The following is a 21,124-nucleotide window of genomic DNA, read 5'->3' on the forward strand; positions in this document are numbered from 1 at the left end:
GGGCAGCAGGGTGGTTGTGTGGGGGAAGTTTGCGGAGAGAGGCCGGCGTCGCCGTTTTTCGGCGCAGAAGAAACCCGTTTGCGCGTCATGGTCCGCCTCCTGGAACATTCAAGGCAAGGTGTCGAAGGAAGGTATGTACGTGCGGCGCACAAACCGCGCGCAGCAATCCCGTCGCGGATCGCCGATCGACTCGGGCGAACGACCGAGACGACGGTCCGGCGAATCGCCGGGTCAGGCGAGCATTTCGCCTCCGCCGCAGCATTCGTGCGGACTGTCGGGCCACACGGGGTGGTCGATTGCGTCGGCGTGCGCGAATTGCTCGTGTTCGCGTTTGAACAGGGCGGGCGATTCCGCTGCGATCTTGCGGAGTTTGTCGACTTCTTCGTCGGTGATCGGCCGGTACGCTTTTGCCGCGGCGACCGACTTCTCAAACAGGTCGATGAACGACGGTGAGACGGCCGTCGTCACGCCCGGCAGCGACAGCGTGTACCGGATCGCCAGGTTGATTTCTTCTTCGGTTTCGGTGCAGCGGTACCACCACTTGCGGGTGCGTTCCATGCCTTGCGGCCAGGCACCGCGGCTCATCGCCTTGATCGCCAGGATGCCCATGTTCTTCTTGCCGGCCGCTTCGATCACCTGCTTGCCGAACCCCCAGGTGAGCATTTCGACGAAGTTGATGGGGAACATGACGGTGTCGAAGTCGAAGGCCTCGATGGCATCGACGGCCGCGTACCAGGTGTGGGCCGAGAAACCGATGTAACGGACTTTGCCTTCCTTTTGCGCCTCGAGGATCGTCTCCATTGCGCCGCCCGGTCCCAGGGCTTGCTTGACTTCGTCGCGCGAGCGGAGGCAATGCAACTGGTAGACGTCGAAGTGATCGGTTTTCAGTCGCTGGAGCGAGCGTTCCAGTTCTTGCCGGGCGCCTTCCTTGTCGCGCATTTTCGTCTTGCAGGCGAGGAAGTACCTGTCGCGAGGCACGTCTTGCAGGCCGATGCCCATTTTGATTTCGGCATCGCCGTTTCCGTAGGCGGGAGCCACGTCGAAGTAGTTCACGCCCTCGTCGAGCGCGCGGTGCATCGCCTTCGCCCCTTCTTCTTGCTCGGCGTGCACCAGGGCCAAGCCGGGAAAGATGACGGTCGAGATTTCCAGGCCCGTCTTCCCGAGGACGCGGCGCGGCATGCCTTCGGGCGATTTCTTGTCGGGTTCGGCTGCCCGCAACCCCGGTCCCAATACCGATGCGCCCGCCACGCTACCGGCGACATGCAAGAATGAGCGTCGTTTCATTACGTCGATCCCCCACGTAAAGGATGATGGTCCGGGTCGATCGTCTCGAAGTCGACGATCGAAGGCTTCGAGGGCCTCCTTCAAGACACCACCATCATTCGAATAGAGATCGACGAGGTCAAGAAAATTCCGTCGAAAACGCCGGACAAAAGGCGACCCGCGGGTAAACAAGCGTCGGTCATTACCGCCCCCGGTGCGAACGCCGTCGCGGATCAACCGGCAGCACGTTCGGCCTCGTATTGATTCAGCTTGTTGTAGAGCGTCTTGAGACTGATTCCTAATTCTTTCGCGGCCTCGGGCTTGTTGCCGTCGTGTCGATCGAGTGCCGCGTAGATGGCGTGCCGCTCGATCTCGCGCAACGAAAGTCCCTGCGCGATCGCTTTCGACGGGCCGGCGGGTTGCGTCGCCGGAACGGCGGTGGGCTTTTTCGTGCTGCTGAAACGTCCCGGCAGGTGGTCGATGTCGATCGGCGGTCGGTCGCAAAGAATCCACGCGTACTCGATCACGTTCGCCAGTTCACGCACATTCCCCGGCCAGTCGTGACGGCACAGTTCTTCGATCGCGGCATCGGTAAACAACGGTAGCGACTCGATCCGCGGACGCAACCGTCGCGCCAGATGCTCGGCAAGCAGGGGGATGTCTTCTCGACGCTCGCGTAACGGCGGCAAGTGCAGTTCGAACGTGTTGATGCGGTACCACAGGTCTTCGCGGAAGTCGCCTTCGGCCACCATCACGGGCAAATCGCGATGGGTCGCCGCGACGATGCGGACGTCGCAGGTGAACGACTTCGTATCGCCGATGCGTCGAACTTCGCCGCTTTCGAGCACCCGCAGCAGCTTCGCTTGCATCGGCTTCGGCAATTCGCCGATCTCGTCCAGGAACAACGTGCCGCCGTGCGCCACTTCGAACAACCCCGGCCGGTGCTCTTCCGCCCCGGTGAAAGCGCCCTTGCGATGGCCGAACAACTCGCTTTCGATCAGGTGTTCGGGCAACGCCCCGCAATTGATCGTGACCAACGGCATCTCGGCACGAGGACTTTGTTCGTGAATGCTGCGGGCGACGAGTTCCTTCCCCGTTCCCGTCTCCCCCAGAATCAAGACCGTCGAGTCGGTCGGCGCCACGCGGGCGATCAACCGGCGAACGGTTTCCATCGCCGCCGAACGGCCGATGAGTTCGATCGATCCTTCGAGTTTGCGGAGCCGTTGTCTTGCCGCGCGGTAACGCTGCGTGAGCTTGCGCTGCTCGGCGAATCGTTCCAGGACGGCCTTCAGTTCGACCAACTTACAGGGCTTGGTAAGGTAGTCGAACACGCCGTGCCGCAGGGCCGTGACCGCCGTTTGCATCGAGCCGTTGCCGGTGAGGATGACGACGCCGGTTTCGGGAGCGACGTCTTTCGCCTGGGCGATCAATTCCAGCCCCGACATGCCGGGCATGTTCAAGTCGACGATCATACAATCGAAGGTCGCCTCGTCGAGCGCCTTCAAGGCGGAAGCCCCGTCGGCGCAGTCGACGACCTCGTATCCGGCACGGCGCAACTCGCGGCAAAACGTCGTCCGCAAACCGTCTTCATCATCGACGAAAAGTAATTTCATAATCTCATGCGGCATGTCGATCACTCTCTTTCCGGCGGTGATTTCCATCGTTTTCGGGACGTTGCAGCGACTCGTCGGCGGGGACACGCAGCGGCAGGCGGACGGTGAACACGGCCCCTTTCCCCGGGCCCGCACTTTCGGCTTCGAGTTCCCCTTGGTGTTCCGAGACGATCCGATGCGTCAGCGACAATCCCAGGCCGGTCCCTTGGCCTCCGCGTTTGGTCGTGAAGAACGGCTCGAAGATTTTTTCGAGCGTTTCGGCGTCCATCCCGCAGCCGTCGTCGGCGACGGTCAACACGGCATGATCGGCATCGCGTCGTAGCGTTACCTTTACCGTTCCCTGTTCGTCGATGCTGTCGAGCGCATTCACGACCAGGTTGAGCAAAACCTGTTTCATTTGTTGGGGGCAAACCGGGGCCGTCACGGCACAGTCGAGCACCGTTTCGATGTTTTTTCCGCGGTACTTACCGACGTGACGGACCATGTCGACGACGGCTTCGACCAATTCGGCCAACACGGTGGGCTCACGGCGGGGCGATCCCGCCCGCGAAAAATCGAGCAACCGCTCGGTGATCTCCTTGCAGCGGAAGGCCTCTTGCTGGATCATCCGCAGGTAGTCGGCGACGACGGCGTCGTCCTCGTCGTCGGGGTTCAGCCGCTCGGCCAATCGTTCTTCGATGCTTTCGGCGCACACCGAGATGACCGCCAGCGGGTTGTTGATCTCGTGGGCGACCCCGGCCGCCAGAAAACCGATGCCGGCCAATTGTTCGCTGCGGACGGCTTGTCGCGTGCGACGCCGGACCTGTTCGTCGAGATCGCTGCGGATGGCCTGGAAGCGGGCGGTCATGTCGTTCATCGCCGCCGCCAGCTCGGCCATTTCGTCGCCGGTGTCCAATTCGATGCGATAGGCGAAGTCGCCCTCGGCAACCCGCCGCGACCCGCGAATCAACGTCTGCAACGGCCGGAAGATCCAACGATAGGCCGAGTACAAGAAGGCCACCAACAGGACGATCGCCAAAGCCCCTTCGGCCCACAAGATCAACACCAGCGCGCGGTACTCGCTGCGCACCGACGTGGCCAGCCCCTCGAGGCGGCGATGCAACCGGCTGGGCAGATCGGCGACCGACGCTTGCAATGATTCCAGCTCTTGGTCGAGCAGGATGGCCTTCCAGCCGTCTTCCATCCATTCGGGACTCTTGGCCGCCGCGCGAAGCGTCGTCAACTCGCGTTCGATGCGCTGGAGGGTTTCCCATTCGAACTGGGTGTCTTCCAATCGGGAGCCTTCGTTGCGACGTTCTTCGAGCCGGCGGCGATACTCCGCCAGCGTGCGATCGAATTCGTACAACTTGTAACGAAACCGATCCCGCAAATAGAGATTGCCCGTGGGGCGGCGCTCACCCGGAATTTCGACGACCTGCATTCCGCGCAGCTCGCCGAGCATGATCCGCAAATCGCCGACTTGCGAACTCATTTCGGCCGCCAGGGGCAATTCGACGGCGCGCCACGAAAGCGTCTTCACCAGGCGCCGATGCACGAACACCGCATACGAACCGCTGAGCACCAACGACACGACCAGGGCCAGCACCAGCCCCAGCGTGACGCCCATCTTTATCACGATGAGACGGCGCATCGGACGTCGTTTCATCCTCTTGCCCAATGCCGTCATGAGTCGTGTTCCTGCGAGAATCGCTTCTTTCGCGCGCCGCGGCGCAAAGAACTTTCCCCCGCAACCAAAGGCGGGCGGCGAAGTCTAGCAAGTTCCGCCCCGCATTCACAAGGACAATCCGAATCGTCCGATCATCCGGGCAAATAAACCATCTAGGTAAACAGGGAGGGTTGCGGCTTTTGGGGGTGCCGCATTGGATCACCGAAACGGCTATGCTATGGTGGACGAGAATTGTCGCGTCGAACTGCGGCGACGCAGCCGGCACGCGCTCCGAAACCACGTTTCAACCACAACGGAAGCCGAAGATGCCTCGTCGGAACATCGCCGTCTTGACGATTGCGTTGGTGGTTTGCCTGGCGTGCGCGATGCGGGCATCGCGCTCGGGCCAAATCATCCAGTTCGCCATGCTCGAAATCCAACGCAAGGCGCTCGAACCGAAGCCCGAAAAAGAACTCTTGGAAAACGCCTTGCACGGCATGGTCGAGTCGCTCGACCCTTACTCGGCTTACATCGATTCGAAACAGCTTCAGCGGTTCGAGGAGGATTTGGATCAGGAATTCGCCGGGATCGGGGTCGAAGTGTACTTGGATCCGGAAACCAAGCGGATCACGGTCGCGTGTCCGCTGGTGGGCACGCCCGCCTACGAGGCCGGAATCAAGCCCGGCGACCAAATCACCGCCATCGAAGGCGAATCGACCGAAGGCTGGACGCTCGAAGAGGCCTCGGAAAAGCTGCGGGGCGAACCGGGAACCCCCGTCCGAATCACGGTGTCGCGCGACGACAACGACGAACCGATCGAACTGACCATCGTCCGCGAGGTGATCCAGGTCGACACGGTGATCGGCGACACCCGCAAGGCCGACGGATCGTGGGAATACGTCCTCGAAGAATATCCCCAGATCGGTTACATCCGGCTGACGACCTTCGCCGACGCCACGGATGACCAGCTCGCCGAGGTGCTGATGGACCTCGATCAGCGCGGCATCGAAGGCCTGATCTTGGACCTTAGGAACAATCCCGGCGGTCGGTTGGACGTAGCCGTCGCCGTGGCCGATTTGTTCCTCGAATCGGGCGTGATCGTCACCACCCGCTACCGCGACGGTACGATCAAACAACAGTACGAAGCGACACCCGGCTCGCTCTGCAGCGACGTGCCGATGGTCGTCCTCGTCAACGGCGAAAGCGCCAGTGCTTCGGAGATCGTCGCCGCATGCTTGCAGGACCACGCCCGGGCGGTCGTGGCGGGCGAGCGGTCGTTCGGCAAGGGGACCGTGCAAGAGCTGATCCTGCTCCCGACCGGTTTGGGCGAAATCAAGCTGACCACGGCCAGCTACTGGCGTCCCAGCGGAAAGAACATCCACCGGCACGAAGGCGACGACGAATCGGCCGAATGGGGGGTTCTTCCCGAACCGGATCTGGAACGCAAGCTCGACGACGACGAATTCGAGCGATGGTATCGCAACCGGGCGCTGCGCGACTTCTATCGTGCCGAGGGGGCCCCGCTGCCGGAGGGATTCGAGGATGTTTCCGAAGCCCGCTACGATCCGCAATTGGATGTCGTCCTCCGCTACTTCGGCCTGCAACCGATCAGTAGCGAAACGGCGACGGCAGCCGAGCCTGAAACGCCTGAAACCGGCGACTCGCGCGACACCGATCCCGCTGGAGCACCGGCGAACGACTGAGCCGCACCGGAAAGCGACACTTCCCGCGTCGCGCCGCTCTTATCTTTTCCGAAACCTGGCGAAAACAAGGGGTTTGGGGAGACTGCGCGGTTCAGGCCGTTGTGCCGTTGAGAACGGCGCGGGCGAGGCGGCGGAGGGGCGTGGTGCCGTCTGCGACGGGTCGCCCGTCCGACGAGCAAATCGGTTTTGCGGGGGCTTGACGGCTGCCGAACCGACAGGTTAGATATGATGGATGTACGGCATCGCATGGGGAAGAATCCGTTGCGGTGCCCGCTCTTTGAAAACCGGAGTTCGTCCAAAAGGTGTCTCCCGGCGTATGGGGAAGGCTCCGCCGCCCCTTGAAGATGGGGCGAGTTCGCCTATAATCACATGCTTTCGATGGGCCTGTCACGGTTCGACCGGTGGGCTCTGCGAAGCGGTAAGCGGGTGTAGCTCAGGTGGTAGAGCACGACGTTGCCAACGTCGTTGTCGAGGGTTCGAGTCCCTTCACCCGCTCTCTTGCGGAAATTCTCATACGTACCTCTAGCGTTTGATTGGTGAAACGCATGGTGACACCGAATTCCGACTCGGACGAACTCCGTTCCGCTCCCGGTTCTGAAGAAGAGACCTCGGCCGCTGCCGAGAGCGCTTCGAGCGATACCGCCGACGCGGTCGCTACGGCCGATGATGCCGTCGAAACGCCCGACGTCGAAACCGCCGAAGCCGAAGAAGAACAGCCCCGGCAACGGCAACTCGACGTGCAAATCGAAAAGGTCTCGGACTGCGAACGGCACATCGTCGTCACGATCCCGGCCGATGAAGTCGAGCGCACGATCAAGGAACAGCTCGACGAACTTCAAGAGACGGCCGCGGTGCCCGGTTTTCGCCCCGGTCATGTGCCGCGCAAGGTCCTCGAAACGCGCTATCGTAAGGACAAAGGCTTCCAGGAGCAGGTTCGGAACCGACTGGTGCTGGAAAGCATCGACCAGGTGCTTTCGGGCGACGAGTTGACGCCGATCAGCGAGCCTGATTTCGATCTCGAAGCGATCGTCCTTCCCGACGATGCGCCTTTGCGGTTCGAGTTCGACATCGAGGTCCGCCCCGAGTTCGAACTTCCCGACTGGAAGAATATCACCCTCAAGCGGAAGAAGTACAACATCGACGACACCGCCGTGGATCGCATGATCGAGCGGTTGCTCGATTCGCGGGCGACGCTCGAGCCGGTCGACGGTCCCGCCGAATTGGGCGATTACATCGAGGCCGAGCTGACCATCCGCGACGGCGATACCGTTCTCAATTCGTCGGAGAACGAACGCATCCGCCTGCGGCCGGTGCTGACCTTCCACGACGGCCGCATCGAAGATTTCGGCAAGACCCTCGAAGGCGTCAAGGCCGGCGAAACGCGGACGTGCGAAGTCAAGCTCACCTCCGAAGACCGTACCGTGACCGCCGAGTTCAAAGTCAAGGCGGTCAAGCGGCTGAAGCTGCCCGAACTCACGCCGGAATTCGTCGCGTCCGAGTACGGCGTGAAGGACGAAGAAGAGCTTCGCGAGGTCGCCGCCGATCATCTCAAGTCACGCGCCGAGTACATGGCGCGCGCCGACTTGCGGGAACAGTTGACCGCGGCGTTGCTGCAAGGTGCCGATTGGCAACTACCGCCCAGCCTGTTGCGGCGGCAAGCCGAACGCGAAATCTATCGTCGGGCGCTGGAGCTTCAATCGTCCGGTTATTCGGCCGAAGAGGTTCGCAGCTACCTCAACGCGATGCGGCAGCGAATCTCGGAAGAGGTCGCTTCGTCGCTGCGTGAACACTTCATCCTCGAGCGGCTGGCCGAAGAATTCGGCATCGAGGTGACCGAGCAAGACTATCAAGTGGCCATCCTGCAACTGGCAATGCAGCAGAATCAGCCGCCGCGGCGGATTCGCGCCCAACTCGAGCGGGAAGGCCAAATGGATATCCTCCACAACCAAATCGTCGAAGAGAAGGTCATTCAGCAGTTGCTGGATGAGGTCGCCATCGAGGAAGTCGAAGCCTCGGTCGACGACATTCTGCGGGCGGCCGGCGACGAATCGGCCGTCGATTTGCCCGTCGTCAAGGCGGCGAAAAACGACGACGAAACCGCATCCGACGAACCGGAAGAATCGGCCGAAGAGTAATTTATCGGGTTGAACGCCTCCGGCGCCGCCGAGAGCCGCCGGACGTGTTTCAAGCCTCCCGCGATTTTCATCGCGGTCATTGCCGGAGGAAGAACGGACGGCCTTGTGTTGCGGGAACAAGGCCGTCCGTTTCGCGTTTCTTGCGGCGCCGTGCGGCCGCAAACGAACACTCCCGCCGATGCTAGCAGCGCAAGCACTACAAATTCCCGAAGTTCCGGAGAATTTCGCGGCAAATCGGTGTTTGCGAAATCCGCCTGCCGGGTTAGATTGAAGGCCACACGACGCGAAACCAAAGCCGCCTGAGCCGGTGGCCGTAGGGAAGCGGCAGAGGGAGAGCCCTTCGGTCCGGATGAAGGATTCCGGCGGAGCCGATTCCGAAGCCGACACGCCTCGTCGCGCATCGGAAACATATCCGACGATCAACCTCTTGGGCACGGAAGCCCGCCCGGCTCATTCGGCTCGATTCGGCACACGTGCGGACAACGGCGACACGGGACGTCGCCCGATCCGAAAGCCGAATCGCTCATCGGCCGCAAGGACCAAGGGAGTGGGAACGGGAGCATGGACGCTCGATTCTATCGTGCGGCATTGTGCGCGTCGCTTCTGCTTTGGTGCACGGGCGCCTCGTACGCCACCCGCAACTTCGTCGTCGAATCGCCCGATCCGCAATTCGCCCGGCAAATGGCCGAGGCCGCCGAGCAATACCGCCGCGACCTGGCCGTATTGTGGCTGGGCCACGAACTGCCGAACTGGTCGGAACCGTGCCCGATCACCGTCAAAGACGGACCGAACCTGGGCGCCGGCGGTGCCACCACGTTCGTTTTCGACCGCGGCGAAGTCTTCGGCTGGCAGATGACGATCCAGGGCTCGCGCGAGCGGCTGCTCGATTCCGTCTTGCCGCACGAGATCACGCACATGATCTTCGCCAGCCATTTTCGGCAACCGCTGCCCCGCTGGGCCGATGAAGGCGGCGCCACCTGCATCGAACACATCAGCGAGCGGCAAAAGCACCGGACGATGCTCGTCCGCTTTCTGAAGACCCGTCGCGGCATCCCCTTCAATCGGATGTTTGCGATGGAAGAGTATCCGCAAGACATCATGCCGCTGTATGCCCAAGGCTATTCGCTGGCCGAATATCTGATCGCGCAGCGCGGCCACCGCCATTACGTGGCGTTTCTCGAGGCGGGTTTGAAAACCGACGACTGGAACGCCGCCGTCCGCGACTATTACGGCTACGGGAGCCTGGGCGACTTGCAACTCAAGTGGGTCGACTGGGTCGCGCAAGGATGCCCCGACCCGTCGCAGCCGTCCGCGCCCGAGCAGCCCGATCGCCCGTTGCTGGCCGCCGCCCGCAACACATTGGATCGCGTCTTGGGCCGGGAGCCGAACGGTTCCATCTATAAACGTCTTGCCGATACTTCCGGTCGCGTGACGCCCACCGGCTACGCGACCCCGGAACCGCCTGTGCCGCAACCGGCCTCAAATACCGCAGTCGCGGCGGTTGCCGCACCTCCTTCGCATGCAGCCGACGGTTGGCTGCCGCTGGGTTCGTTGGTTCCGATCGCGCCTGCCCAATCGGCTTCCCTTGCGGCGCAAGGCCCGGCGGCGTCAGCGAGTGCCGAAGGCCCGCAGACGACGCAGCTTTCCCATCCGCAACCGGTGCAACAACCGCACCAGATCATCTTGCAATGGAGTCGGTTACCGTCGCCGGCAGGCACGGCCGTCCGGTAGCCGGGGATCGATCGACGTTAGAGGCGGAGACGTCGTTCGCGGCGGTCATTCGCTTTCGCGCAGTTTGCGGGTGGCCTCTTCGGCGCGGGCGCGTTGCGCGGCTGAAAGACGCTGCGTGAAGTAGACCTCCGGCCGAAGCCAGACGTGTGTTCCTTTCATCCACGGATCGTCGACATCGAGACTCAAATCGCAGTCGAACCGGGCCAAGATCGAGTGTTGCTTCCCCGGCCCTCCGGCGTTCGTGAAGTGACACAAGCCCCACGTGACGCCGCGCCCGTTTTTCGTATCGGTGAAGGCGTCGGGTACGAACGGCCCCGCGGCAATCGGCGGCAGCGACACGACCGAGGCGATCTCGAAATTCACGCCGTCTTCGGCATACTGGATCGTGCTGCGCTCGTTTCCGTCCTTGATCACCAATGCCGCCACGCCCGACTTGAAGGGGAAGAACATCGTCTCGTGTCCGGAATTGAGCACCGGATTCAACGGATGCTTGACGAACGGACCGAGCGGATCGTCGGCGATCGCCAGCCCCAGGCCCACCATGTACTTATCGCGCACGTCGGGCCACTTGTTGTACGCCGCCTTGTAGTACAGATAAATCTTGCCCCGGTAGACGATCGGATGCGGATCGTGGATAGCGTCTTGGTCCCAAGCCCCTTGCGGGCCGGTCGGCACGATCGTCCGCAGTGTGGGGCGCCACGGCCCGTCGGGTGAATCGGCCACCGAGGCCGAAACCGCGCACCAGTCGCCGCGCAGCCCGCTCGGCTCGACGAACGCCTGGTAGTACAGGTAGTACTTGCCCTTCCACACGAAGATTTCGGGCGTGGCCACCGAGCGCCAACCGGGATGCGGCTTCGGCGGTCGCGGTACGGCAACCCCTTTTTCTTCCCACGTGAAGCCGTCTTTGCTGACCGCGTGCCAAATTTCGCACAAGTCCCAGTCGGTGGAAGGCGTTTCGTCGTCCGCCTCGTCCGCCCGCGACGCGCCGATCGGCGGCGTCTTCGTTGCCCGCTTCGTGTACCACACGTGATACAGCCCGTCGACGAAGATCGGCCGCGAGGGATCCCGTCGCGACACGGTGCCGTCGCCGTCGTGATAATCGAAACCGACAAGCGGCGTGTAGCGAAATTGCGTGTACAGCTCGTTGTCTTGCGGTCGGGGAGCCGGATAACGATAGATGCGTTCCATCGCGGCGCTCAACGGCCGATCCGGCTTCGTCTTCGGAAAACGATGGGGAAAGAACTCCTGCGATTGAGCCGCGGCAAGCTGCCCGCTCCACACGATCACCGCCGAAACCACGATTTGCCGCCACATCACGACGCTCCCGCTTGAACGAATGTCACCGATGGAACAATGCTGCCGAGCCCTCGCCCCGCTATGTCCGTCGGGGCAGTGAACGCCTCGCTTGCCGTCAATTTCACACTCGCGTCGCCCGCAGTCAAGCATTTCGTTGATTGTATTCAGTGATATGCGGCATATCAGAAAATGGTATGTGTATTCGCGTCCCAGATGCACCGGTCCGGTCACGTGACAGATCCCGCAGCCCGTAGACGGGACCAAACTTGTGGGGCGAATATCGTCGGGGGGCCCAGTCCGGCGCAGAGCCACCATCAGGGGGAGAGACGTGCCCTGCGCGTTCACCGCGACACCATGGTTCAACCGTGCCGTGCCGGGCACGTGGCCGTTCTTCGGCCTGATCGAATGCGTGTGCCTGTGATGTCTCTGCGGCAAGGTATGTCGCCTCGTTGCATCGGTTGCGATGGGCCACAATTGCTATTTTTATGCGCGCATTGTGGTTGTAATTGCCGGATGGGTGGCCCAGAAACACTTGAAAACGCCTGATTGATGTCGTATCTTGGGCGTCGACGCGTGGGCGGGAGTCGCTCTCGGCGGTGCCGGGACGACGGGCCACCGTCCACCCGACGCTTGCACCCGACGGCTCGGTCGGGGCTCTTTTTCCCCTGGAATAGTGTACATACGTATATTTTCTGCGTCTGCCCACGCGTGTCCAGGCCCCGACTTTCGGAGGAAGCAACCGTGATCTCGGCCCAACTCGTCCGCGCCGTCGAAGCGCTTCTGCGTCGCGGCGACCTCAGTCATCGTCAAATCGCCAAGCGGTTGGGAACCAGTCGGCAGACGGTCGATCGGGTGGCGGCCGGTAAGCACCGCGCCTGCCGCGAGGAACTTCCCACCGAGCCCGTCGAACCGATCGCCGTGCGACGTTGCCCCGGCTGCGGGGCGATCGCAACGGTTCCGTGTCGGGTGTGTCGGTTGCGGGAGATGCTCGCAGCGGGCAGGCTGCCCAAGCCCGTTCCCGCACACGGCAAGCGACGTTCGCCCGGCCGCGGAACCGCGAGCGAACGCTGGGAACCGCTGGGCGTGAACCTCAAAGGCGAGCATCTGCGGCGATATCTCGAAGTCCGCGCCGCCGCCTTGGTTCGCGGAGAGCTGGAGGCCGAATCGGCCGACGAGCCGGCTTTCGAGGAAGAGGAGAAGGCATGATCCCTTTCGCGTTTTGGCATTGGACGACTTCCGCCGAAGACGAACCGATCGTCCCGATCACCTGGCCGCAAGCAGCGGGTGCGATCGGCGACGGCGACGTGTTGTTGTTCCGCAGCGACGGAGCGGTCGCCCGGGCGGGACGCGGGCGACACAGTCACGCCGCGCTGGCCGGATGGTGGGACGATACGCTGTTCTGTCTCGAAACCCGCCTTGTGCGCGGTGCGCGGGCGGTGTGCCTGGAAAACCTCGTCGCGCAGATGCCCGGCCGGATCGATTGGTTCCAAGCGACCGTCGGCGATCGTCGGGCGCGGCGCGCGGCCGTTCGCTGGATGGGACGGCTGACCGGAAAACCCTACGGCCTCGCACGATTGCTCGCCTTGGCGTCGGCACACGCACCGATCGTCCGCTGGCTGGTGCCGCCCCGAACGAACGATCGCCACCGGCGTGCCAAGCCGCCGGTTTGCAGTCAGGCGGTGGCGGAAGCCTGGCGGATCGGGGGCGGAATCGATCTGGTTCCCCATCTGGCCGATGCCTGGACCGAACCGGCCGATCTCGCCCGCAGCGCCTTTCTGCGTTACCGCGGCACATTGGTTTGGGATCCTCATGACCTGCCGGTCGACACGGCGGGGACCGCGGCCGTTGCATGACCGGCGACCCTGCACCCACACAAGGGGCACGTTTCTATGCAGCAATCGGAACAAAGAAGAATCCGACATGCCGAAGCAGCGGCGTTGTTCGCCGCCTTCGCGATCGCCTGCGCGGCGGCGTGGGGACGGTGCGATTCGGCCCGCGGGCAATGCGTCGGCGGAACGTGCCGTGTGCCGGCGGTTCAAGGCGAAAGCACGGCAGCGCCGCCGGTGTCGATCGACCGAAACGCGATCGTGCGTGTGGTGAACCGAACAGGGCCGTTTTCAAGTTACGGCTCGGGCGCCGTGGTGGGCGCGAGCGACGCCCACGCTTGGGTGCTCACCTGTGCGCACTTGTTCGCCGAAGGGATCGGCGAGACGAGCGTTTTGTTTCCCGACGGCAGCCGTCGGCTCGCCCGGGTGCGCCTGCTCGATCGGCAGTGGGATGTCGCCCTGCTCGAAACACCGCCGCTGGTCGTGACGCCTCTCTCGCTTGCCGAGCGTGCACCGCAGGCGGGTGAGGTGCTGTACACCTGCGGGTACGGCAGCGACGGACGACTTGTCTTTCGTTCGGGCAAAGCGTTGGGCTACGTGGGGCAGGGGACGCTTCCCGGCCGCGAAACATTGGCGGTTTCGGGGGCCGCGCGCGAGGGCGATTCGGGAGGCCCCGTCCTCGATGCGCGCGGTCGCGTGGTCGCCGTGCTGTGGGGCACCGACGGCAGCCGCTCGGTGGGAACGTACTGCGGCCGGTTGCGACGCTTGATCGGGCGCGTGCGGGATGCCGTCGCCGTCGTCTTGGATAGCGGGGCAAACGAGATTCCTGAATCCGACGGCCGACCGGGGCTTTCGCCCGATGCAGTCGGTGCACGCCTCGACGCCTTGGCTGCGCAGCTTCGCGAACGGGAACAAGAGGACGCGAATCGACAAGCCGCATTGGGAAAACGCCTCGAAACGATCGAGGCGGGGCTGGCCGCCGCGGCGCGATTGCAACAGCGGATCGAGACGGCCGAAGCCCGCTGGGGCGAAGACAACGTTCGTCAGGTCGTCCGGCAGGTTGCCGCCGACGTGCTCCGCGACCGCGGGGCGAACTGGCTCGACCGGTTGCTGCCCGCGTTGCTGACGGCGCTCGGCTGGAGCGGTCCGCCTTCGTTGGCGATCGTGCTGGCGGCGCGGCTGGCGTTGCGGCTGATCGAACGGCGTCTGCGTGAGCGGCTCGCCGAGGAAGGGCTGCGGTTGCGCGAGGATGCGGCGACGGATGAGCAGGGCGAAGTGGAATCCGACGAGTCGACACGAAGGCCGCAATCATGACCGCTCAAGAATGGGGAATCGTCATCGGCATGGCGGCCGCCGCGACGGCGGCGATCGTGCCCTGGATGTTGTTGGTGCAAGCGCGGTTGGCCGTCGTCGCCGATCGCCTCGAACGCCTGGAACGCAAGCTCGACGAGATGACGCATCACGAGCACGACTGCACGCAACGTTGTGTTCGGTTGGAAACCGAAATGCGGTATCAGCGCGACGAACTCGCGCGACTAGCCGAACAGGTTGCGGGCGATCCGTTGGGATGACGCGACGAAGTTCAGGGAGGCCGCCTATGCACATCCGCGACCGCATTCGCGAGTTGCGCCGCGTTCCGGCGAAGTTGTTGCAGCCGCATCCGCGGAACTGGCGAACGCATCCCGATTCGCAGCGCGACCGGCTGAAGGCCGTGCTGGCCGAGATCGGCTACGCCGACGCCTTGATCGCCCGCGAGCTGGAAGACGGCTCGCTCCAGTTGCTCGACGGCCATTTGCGGGCGGAGACGACGCCGGAAACCGAAGTGCCGGTGTTGATCGTCGATCTCGACGACGCCGAGGCCGAAACGTTCTTGGCGTTTTTCGATCCGCTGGCGGCCTTGGCCGAATCGGACGACGATCGGCTTCCGGCCGAAGGTATCTACCAATTGATCGTCGATTGCACCGACGAAGACCAGCAACAGGAACTCTACTCACGCCTGACCGACGAGGGATACACGTGCCGAGTGATCGTTCTGTGAAACACGGGGAACCGCCGCACGTGCGCGTCGTGCGAAGCGACACGGGCGAGCGAACGGTGCACGTGCGGTGCGCCTGCCCGGTAGCGCGGTCGTTTCGCGTGGAGCAAGCCGCAGGCATGTTCGGCCTGAAGCTGTCGAGCGAACACCGCGAAGAATTTCGCGTCGCCTTGCCTCGCGAGATCGGTCCGTGGCACGTCGGGTTGATCGTGGGGCCCTCGGGCAGCGGGAAGAGTACGTTGGCCGAAGCGCTTTTCGGCGACCGCGTGGTGCGAAAACACGAATGGCCTGCCGATCGGGCCGTGATCGACGCGTTCGACTTGCCTATCCGCCGCACGGTGCGGCTGCTGACGGCCGTCGGGTTCGGCTCGCCTCCGTCGTGGCTGAAGCCGTACCGCGTGTTATCGCAAGGCGAGCGGTTTCGCTGCGACCTGGCGCGGGCGTTCGCCCGGGCGTGGGACGATTCGCCCGAAGTACCGGAAAACGTCCTCGTTCCCGAGTTGCTTCCGGCGGACGAGCGACCGGTGATCGTGTTCGACGAGTACACCAGCGTGGTCGATCGGCACACGGCGAAGGTCGTTTCGGCGGCCTCGGCGCGGTGCCTGCGGCGAGGCGAGATTCCTTGCCGGTTCGTTGCGGTCACGTGTCATTACGATGTGGTCGACTGGTTGACGCCCGACTGGGTGATCGACATGCAGTCGGGTTCGTTTCACGGAGGGTGTCTTCGGCGACCGCCGATCGAGTTGGCGATCGTTCCTTGCGCGCGTGATGCGTGGCGGGCCTATCGCCGATTTCACTATCTAAACGGCAGTTTGCCGGCCGGGGCACGCTGTTACCTGGCGGTGTGGGAGAAGGAAGCGGTCGCCTTTTGCGCGACGGCGTCGGTGTTGGGCCGTCGCGGCAGGCGTCGCATCAGCCGGTTGGTCGTGCGGCCGGAATTTCAGGGGATCGGCATCGGCGGGGCCTTTCTCGATACGCTCGCCGCGTGGCACGTGCGGCGGGGAATTCCGATGCACATTACCGCCTCGCATCCGGCGGTGATCGCCCATTGTCGCCGATCGCCGCGATGGCGTGTCGTCGACGTGCGTCGCGCAGGAGCGGTGCGACGTTCGCACCTGGTGCCGGCGTATCGCGGAGTCGAAGGACGTGCGGCGGTCTCGTTTCGATACGTCGACACCAACCCGCAGGGAGCATGAGCATGGCGGCGGGCAACCGGGGGCTCGACGAGTTCGCCAAGCGCGAAATCTTGGCGATCGTGGGCGTGGGATGCAGTCGGCGGACGGCGGCGAAATACGTGGGCTGCGCGCCTTCGACCATCAGCCGTACCGCGCAACGCGATCCGCAGTTTGCCGCCGAACTGCGGAAGGCCGAGACGAAGGCCCAGATCATGTTCATGCGGAACATCGCCGCCGCGGCGCGCAAAGAGCAGTATTGGCGGGCGGCCGCCTGGGCGTTGGAACGCCTTTGCCCGCAACAGTTCGCGCCCCGCAAGGCCGACACCGTCACGATCGACGAGGTCCGTGAATTGTTGGGCGAATTCGCCCGCATCATCGTCGAAGAGGTCCCCGTGCCCAAGTACCGCAAGAAGATCCTCAAACGCTTGGCGAAGCTGAACGGCCGCACCGGTAAGAAGACAAAGGGGCCCAAGGCGTCCTGATTTCGGCGACAGGCGGTGCGCGGGAACCGAATCGAGTGTCACGTGCAAAGGGGCAATTTCGGTGGACGATCTATCACTCGACGCGACCGATTTCGACGAGAAGCTGGCGGCGTACTTCTTCGCCCAGTTGGTGCGACGGCACGCGCAGGCCCGACGCCGTTCGACGGCCGAGCGCGAGGGATTGCTCGATTGGGCGATGCGCTTTCTGCCCGAGTATTTTCGGCTGCCGCCGTCGAAGATGCATCACCGCCTGGCCGCCTTGCTCGAGCGGGCGACGTATCGGCGCGGTGCACGTTTGAACGTACTGGGGCCGCGCGGGTCGGCGAAGTCGACGGTCGCCTCGTTCGCCTATCCCCTTTGGGCGACGCTCGAACACGGCGAGCCCTACGTGTGGCTGGTTTCCGACACGCAGCACCAGGCCCGCGCGCACTTGGAAACGATTCGAAGCGAGCTGGAAAACAACACGTCGTTGCGGGCGGTTTACGGCGACCTGATCGACACGATGCGGGCGACGGGCGCGCGGATCGCGCTGGCCGGACGCACGATCGAAGCCTACGGCACGGGACAACGCATTCGCGGCAAACGACGCCTACGCCACCGACCGACGTTGATCATCGCCGACGACGTGCAAAACGACGAGCATATGCTGTCGCCGCGGTTGCGGGCGAAATCGCGGGATTGGTTCTTCGGCTCGCTGGTCGCCGCAGGCACGCCCGAAACGAACATCGTCCACCTGGCGACCGCACTGCACCATCAAGCGTTGGGCGTGGAGCTCACCCGTACGCCCGGCTGGCACAGTGAAACCTTCCGCGCGTTGATCCGCGAACCCGAGGCGCAGCACCTTTGGGCGCGGTGGCGCGAAATCTATACCGATGCCGACGATCCCCGCGCCGCCGAGAAAGCGAAACGTTTTTTCGCACGGCACCGGGTCGAGATGGAACGCGGGGCCGAAGTGTTGTGGCCCGAGCGGGAAGACTTGTACACGCTCATGTGTCTGGCCGCCGAAATGGGACCGGCCGCCTTCGCCCGCGAAAAGCAGAATCAGCCCGCTTCGCCCGAGGCCTGCGAGTGGCCCGACGAGTACTTCACCGATCGCATCTGGTGCAAGTCGCTTCCCGAGGAGGGCGTGCGCGTGATCGCCGTCGATCCCAGCAAAGGGGGCGACGCCCGCACGGGCGATTATTCGGCGATCGTGATCGCAATCGCCGACGAGGGACGCATCTACGTCGATGCCGACCTGGCCCGGCGGTCGGTCGATCACCTGGTCCACGATACGACGGCCTGGTGCGGACGCATCCGGCCGCATGCCCTGGGAATCGAGGCGAACCAATTCCAAGAATTGTTGGCCGAACCGCTGCAAGCGGAGCTGACCCGCCGCGGGCAATGGGGCGTTTCGCCCTGGCTGATCCGCAATCATGTCGACAAGCGCGTGCGGATTCGACGATTGGGGCCCTTGCTGGCGCGCGATCGGCTCCGCTTTGCAGTGTCGCCGGGAACACGGTTGTTGGTCGAGCAGTTGCGGGCCTTTCCCACGGCCGACCACGACGACGGTCCCGACGCCTTGGAGATGGCCGTGCGGTTGCTCGATGCGCTCGCTTCGCCTGTGCCCGGCGAGCGGGCCGGAGGCGTCCTCCGCGTCGCATGAATGCGTCCATCGACCGACGTTGCCCTTCCCGTAACTTGCGAGGTGATCGATGATCGACCGACCGAATACGCTGCTGCGACGCTTGCTCGACGACGTGCAGGCATGCTTCGACGATCCGTGGAACGACGACGGCGAATCGTGGCTACCCGCCTGCGCGACGCCGCAGGCTGCGATTCCCTTTTCGACCGAGGCCGAGCTGACGGCCTTGCGGAACGAGTGTCGCCGCCTGGCCTGCGAAAACGAATTCGCCCTGTGCGCGATCGAGAACCGCATCAGCTACGTGGTAGGAAGCGGCCACACGTACCGTGTCGTTCCCCGTGATGAAAGCGTGCCGGACGACGTGATCCGCCGCGCCGAGTCGGTATTGGAGCGATTCCTGCGCGAAAACCGCTGGCACCGCAGGCAAAGCGAAATGCAGCGACGGTTGGATCGCGACGGCGAAGTGTTCGTGCGGCTGTTCGATACCGGCGACGGTTTGTTGCGGCTGCGGTTCGTCGATCCCGAACAAGTGAGCGAGCCGGCGGATCGCGGTTCGCGGGCGAGTTTCGGCATCGAATGCGATTCGCACGACGTGGAAACGGTCCTCGCCTATTGGATCGACGGCCGCCGTGTTCCCGGGGCGTGCATCCAGCACCGCAAGGCGAACGTCGACGCAAACGTGAAGCGCGGGCTGTCGCTGTTTTACCCCGTCCGCAAGAACCTGAAGCGGGCGGAGAAGTTGCTGCGGAACATGAGCGTGGTGGCGGGCATCCAGTCGGCGGTGGCCCTCATCCGCAAACACGCCCGGCGCGACCGCGCCGAGGTCGAGCGATTCGTCGCCGCGCAGGCCGATCCGTCGGGCGCACCGGCGGCGACTTCGGTCGAGCGGTTTCCGCCGGGTACGATTCTCGATGCGACCGCGGGCATCGACTACGAGTTCCCCGTCGCCGCGATCGACGCGGGAAAGTACGTGACCTTGCTACAGGCCGAGCTGCGGGCGATCGCCAGCCGGTTGGTAATGCCCGAGTACATGCTCACCAGCGATGCCGGCAATGCAAACTACGCCTCGACCCTGGTGGCCGAAGGCCCGGCGGTGAAGATGTTCGCCCGCTTACAACAGGCGATGATCGAAGACGATCTCGTCCTTTTCGATGCGGCGTTTCAGGCGGCGGCCGCGGCGGGGGAGCTGCCCGCCGATTTCCGCGAGGCATTCACCGTGCAGGCCCATCCGCCGGGGTTGGTCGTCCGCGACCGGCTCAAAGAGGTGCAAGCCGATGCGCTTCTCGTGCGGTTGGGGGCGATGTCGCCGGAGACGATGGCCGCCCGGGCGGGTGTGTCTCGCACATGAATCGCCGACCGCCGGTTTCTTTGTCTTTCTCGAAGGAGGTGAACCATGCCGGAACGAATCGTGGAGTACGCGCCCTGGCGGGGGAACGCGCCGGCCGTCGATGCCGAATCGGGCGTCATCCGCGGGGTGAAGATCCTGGGCCTGCGGTCCCGCAACGGACGCATCTACCGGGCCGACGCCCTGCGCCGTGCGGTCGCGCTGTACGAAGAAGCCAAGGTGAACGTGAACCATCCCGCGGACCCGCACCGCGCCGCCCGCGATTACCGCGATCGACTGGGCCGCATCCGCAACGTGAGGTTCGTCGAAGAAGAAGGCCTGTTCGGCGACTTGCACTTCAATCCCAAGCACCCTGTGGCCGCGCAACTCGCCTGGGATGCCGAACACGCACCCGAAAACGTCGGGCTTTCGCACCATGTGAGCGCCGTCGTACGGCGCAAGGGTGAAACGGTCGAGGTCGAAGCGATCGAACAGGTGCTCAGCGTCGACCTGGTGGCCGATCCGGCGACGACGGACGGCCTGTTCGAACACGCTGCACGGCAGGAAGCGTTCGATCCGAAGACGCTGCGGCAACGCTTGGAGAACCTCGAAGCGAAGGTCGCACGGCTATCGGAAAACGCGCCGCAATCGCGCGATCCCCTTTCGCAGGCGGCGATCGTACGCGACGGACGCAGCTTGGCCAAATTGCTCAGGCAATGACCAAGCCGTGTGCAGGAAAGAAACCCTGAAGCTGTTTTTTCGCAAGCCGAGAGGAGGATGGGATGGTCGATCGAATGCGGTGGCGTTACGGCGATACGGACCCGGTCGTGGCGGCGGTCGATGCCGACACGGTGATCGAGATCGGCGACTTGCTGTTCCTGGACGGCGACGACGCCAAGCCGGCCTCGTACGTGCCCGACCAGGGTACCGAGCAAGCCAATCAAGAGTTCTTCGCGGGACGATTCTTGGGCGTGGCGATGCAACGCAGCCCGGCCGGATGTGATCGCCCGGTGCGCGTGGCCACGCGCGGCGTGTTCGAGTTCGAATGTCCGCCGGGCACGTTCGAGTTGGGCGACCTGGTCGGCGTCGACGAATCGGCCGACGGCGTCACGCTCTGTCCGCAGCAAGTCGACAAAGTGACCGAGGCCCGCTTTGCCCTGGGGCGGGCGGCACGGCGGGCACCGTCGCCCGAAAGCAGCGTTTACGTCGCCGTGTGCTCCACGGTCATGCACGGCGGCGTGTAACGGCCTGAGCGGCAACCGAAGTCGTTTC

18 protein-coding genes and 1 tRNA gene are annotated in these 21,124 nt (G+C 63.9%); 15 read left to right on the plus strand and 4 right to left on the minus strand.

The window, feature by feature from the left end; all coding sequences use genetic code 11:
* Window positions 1-231: 231 nt before the first annotated feature.
* From ACYQ2I_RS01270 to ACYQ2I_RS01280, 3 genes are all read right to left on the minus strand, one after another.
* Window positions 232-1,284, minus strand: coding sequence for an aldo/keto reductase (locus ACYQ2I_RS01270; RefSeq protein ID WP_460165171.1), 1,053 nt, complete (start codon window positions 1,282-1,284; stop codon window positions 232-234).
* A 212-nt stretch (window positions 1,285-1,496) separates the two neighbouring features.
* Window positions 1,497-2,876 carry a sigma-54-dependent transcriptional regulator gene (locus ACYQ2I_RS01275; protein WP_460168391.1) on the minus strand — a complete coding sequence of 460 codons (1,380 nt, stop codon included), beginning with the start codon at window positions 2,874-2,876 and terminating at the stop codon, window positions 1,497-1,499.
* Window positions 2,877-2,880: 4 nt separating this feature from the next.
* On the minus strand, window positions 2,881-4,506 hold the full coding sequence (locus ACYQ2I_RS01280; protein WP_460165172.1) for a sensor histidine kinase: 1,626 nt from the start codon (window positions 4,504-4,506) through the stop codon (window positions 2,881-2,883).
* A gap of 341 nt (window positions 4,507-4,847) precedes the next feature.
* Here ACYQ2I_RS01280 and ACYQ2I_RS01285 point away from each other — a divergent pair, with 341 nt between their 5' ends.
* The 4 genes from ACYQ2I_RS01285 (at window position 4,848) to ACYQ2I_RS01300 (ending at window position 10,090) form a co-directional block, all read left to right on the plus strand.
* Window positions 4,848-6,224: a S41 family peptidase gene (locus ACYQ2I_RS01285; protein WP_460165173.1), complete on the plus strand. Its 1,377-nt coding sequence runs from the start codon at window positions 4,848-4,850 to the stop codon at window positions 6,222-6,224.
* Between the two features lie 422 nt (window positions 6,225-6,646).
* Window positions 6,647-6,719: transfer RNA gene (locus tag ACYQ2I_RS01290), tRNA-Gly, on the plus strand.
* A gap of 50 nt (window positions 6,720-6,769) precedes the next feature.
* A complete protein-coding gene (tig, locus tag ACYQ2I_RS01295) occupies window positions 6,770-8,359 on the plus strand; it encodes a trigger factor (RefSeq protein WP_460165174.1) in 1,590 nt (529 codons plus the stop codon).
* 561 nt (window positions 8,360-8,920) lie between these two features.
* Entirely contained in the window at window positions 8,921-10,090 is a 1,170-nt protein-coding gene (locus ACYQ2I_RS01300) for a hypothetical protein (RefSeq protein WP_460165175.1), read from the plus strand.
* Between the two features lie 45 nt (window positions 10,091-10,135).
* Here the strand turns inward: ACYQ2I_RS01300 and ACYQ2I_RS01305 are convergent, their stop codons facing one another.
* Window positions 10,136-11,404: a glycoside hydrolase family 117 protein gene (locus ACYQ2I_RS01305; protein ID WP_460165176.1), complete on the minus strand. Its 1,269-nt coding sequence runs from the start codon at window positions 11,402-11,404 to the stop codon at window positions 10,136-10,138.
* 723 nt (window positions 11,405-12,127) lie between these two features.
* On the opposite strand from ACYQ2I_RS01305, the gene ACYQ2I_RS01310 reads away from it, so the two are divergent.
* The 11 genes from ACYQ2I_RS01310 (at window position 12,128) to ACYQ2I_RS01360 (ending at window position 21,096) form a co-directional block, all read left to right on the plus strand.
* Complete coding sequence (locus tag ACYQ2I_RS01310; protein WP_460165177.1) at window positions 12,128-12,592, plus strand: hypothetical protein; 465 nt, start codon at window positions 12,128-12,130, stop codon at window positions 12,590-12,592.
* Complete coding sequence (locus ACYQ2I_RS01315; RefSeq protein ID WP_460165178.1) at window positions 12,589-13,239, plus strand: hypothetical protein; 651 nt, start codon at window positions 12,589-12,591, stop codon at window positions 13,237-13,239. Before ACYQ2I_RS01310 ends, ACYQ2I_RS01315 begins: the two co-directional genes overlap by 4 nt.
* Window positions 13,240-13,275: 36 nt before the next feature.
* Complete coding sequence (locus ACYQ2I_RS01320) at window positions 13,276-14,526, plus strand: S1 family peptidase (RefSeq protein ID WP_460165179.1); 1,251 nt, start codon at window positions 13,276-13,278, stop codon at window positions 14,524-14,526.
* On the plus strand, window positions 14,523-14,783 hold the full coding sequence (locus ACYQ2I_RS01325; protein ID WP_460165180.1) for a hypothetical protein: 261 nt from the start codon (window positions 14,523-14,525) through the stop codon (window positions 14,781-14,783). The genes ACYQ2I_RS01320 and ACYQ2I_RS01325 overlap by 4 nt, the downstream gene beginning before the upstream one ends.
* A gap of 26 nt (window positions 14,784-14,809) precedes the next feature.
* A complete protein-coding gene (locus ACYQ2I_RS01330; RefSeq protein WP_460165181.1) occupies window positions 14,810-15,250 on the plus strand; it encodes a ParB N-terminal domain-containing protein in 441 nt (146 codons plus the stop codon).
* Window positions 15,229-16,443, plus strand: coding sequence for a GNAT family N-acetyltransferase (locus tag ACYQ2I_RS01335; RefSeq protein WP_460165182.1), 1,215 nt, complete (start codon window positions 15,229-15,231; stop codon window positions 16,441-16,443). The genes ACYQ2I_RS01330 and ACYQ2I_RS01335 overlap by 22 nt, the downstream gene beginning before the upstream one ends.
* Before the next feature lie 2 nt (window positions 16,444-16,445).
* On the plus strand, window positions 16,446-16,904 hold the full coding sequence (locus tag ACYQ2I_RS01340; RefSeq protein ID WP_460165183.1) for a hypothetical protein: 459 nt from the start codon (window positions 16,446-16,448) through the stop codon (window positions 16,902-16,904).
* Between the two features lie 61 nt (window positions 16,905-16,965).
* Window positions 16,966-18,549, plus strand: coding sequence for a phage terminase large subunit family protein (locus ACYQ2I_RS01345; RefSeq protein WP_460165184.1), 1,584 nt, complete (start codon window positions 16,966-16,968; stop codon window positions 18,547-18,549).
* Window positions 18,550-18,598: 49 nt separating this feature from the next.
* Window positions 18,599-19,876: a phage portal protein gene (locus ACYQ2I_RS01350; RefSeq protein WP_460165185.1), complete on the plus strand. Its 1,278-nt coding sequence runs from the start codon at window positions 18,599-18,601 to the stop codon at window positions 19,874-19,876.
* A 45-nt stretch (window positions 19,877-19,921) separates the two neighbouring features.
* The gene (locus tag ACYQ2I_RS01355) at window positions 19,922-20,572 is read left to right on the plus strand and encodes a hypothetical protein (protein ID WP_460165186.1); all 651 of its coding nucleotides are present in this window, start codon (window positions 19,922-19,924) and stop codon (window positions 20,570-20,572) included.
* Between the two features lie 62 nt (window positions 20,573-20,634).
* Window positions 20,635-21,096 carry a capsid cement protein gene (locus tag ACYQ2I_RS01360; RefSeq protein ID WP_460165187.1) on the plus strand — a complete coding sequence of 154 codons (462 nt, stop codon included), beginning with the start codon at window positions 20,635-20,637 and terminating at the stop codon, window positions 21,094-21,096.
* Window positions 21,097-21,124 lie beyond the last annotated feature (28 nt).

The sequence above is a fragment of the Thermostilla marina genome, assembly GCF_054657455.1.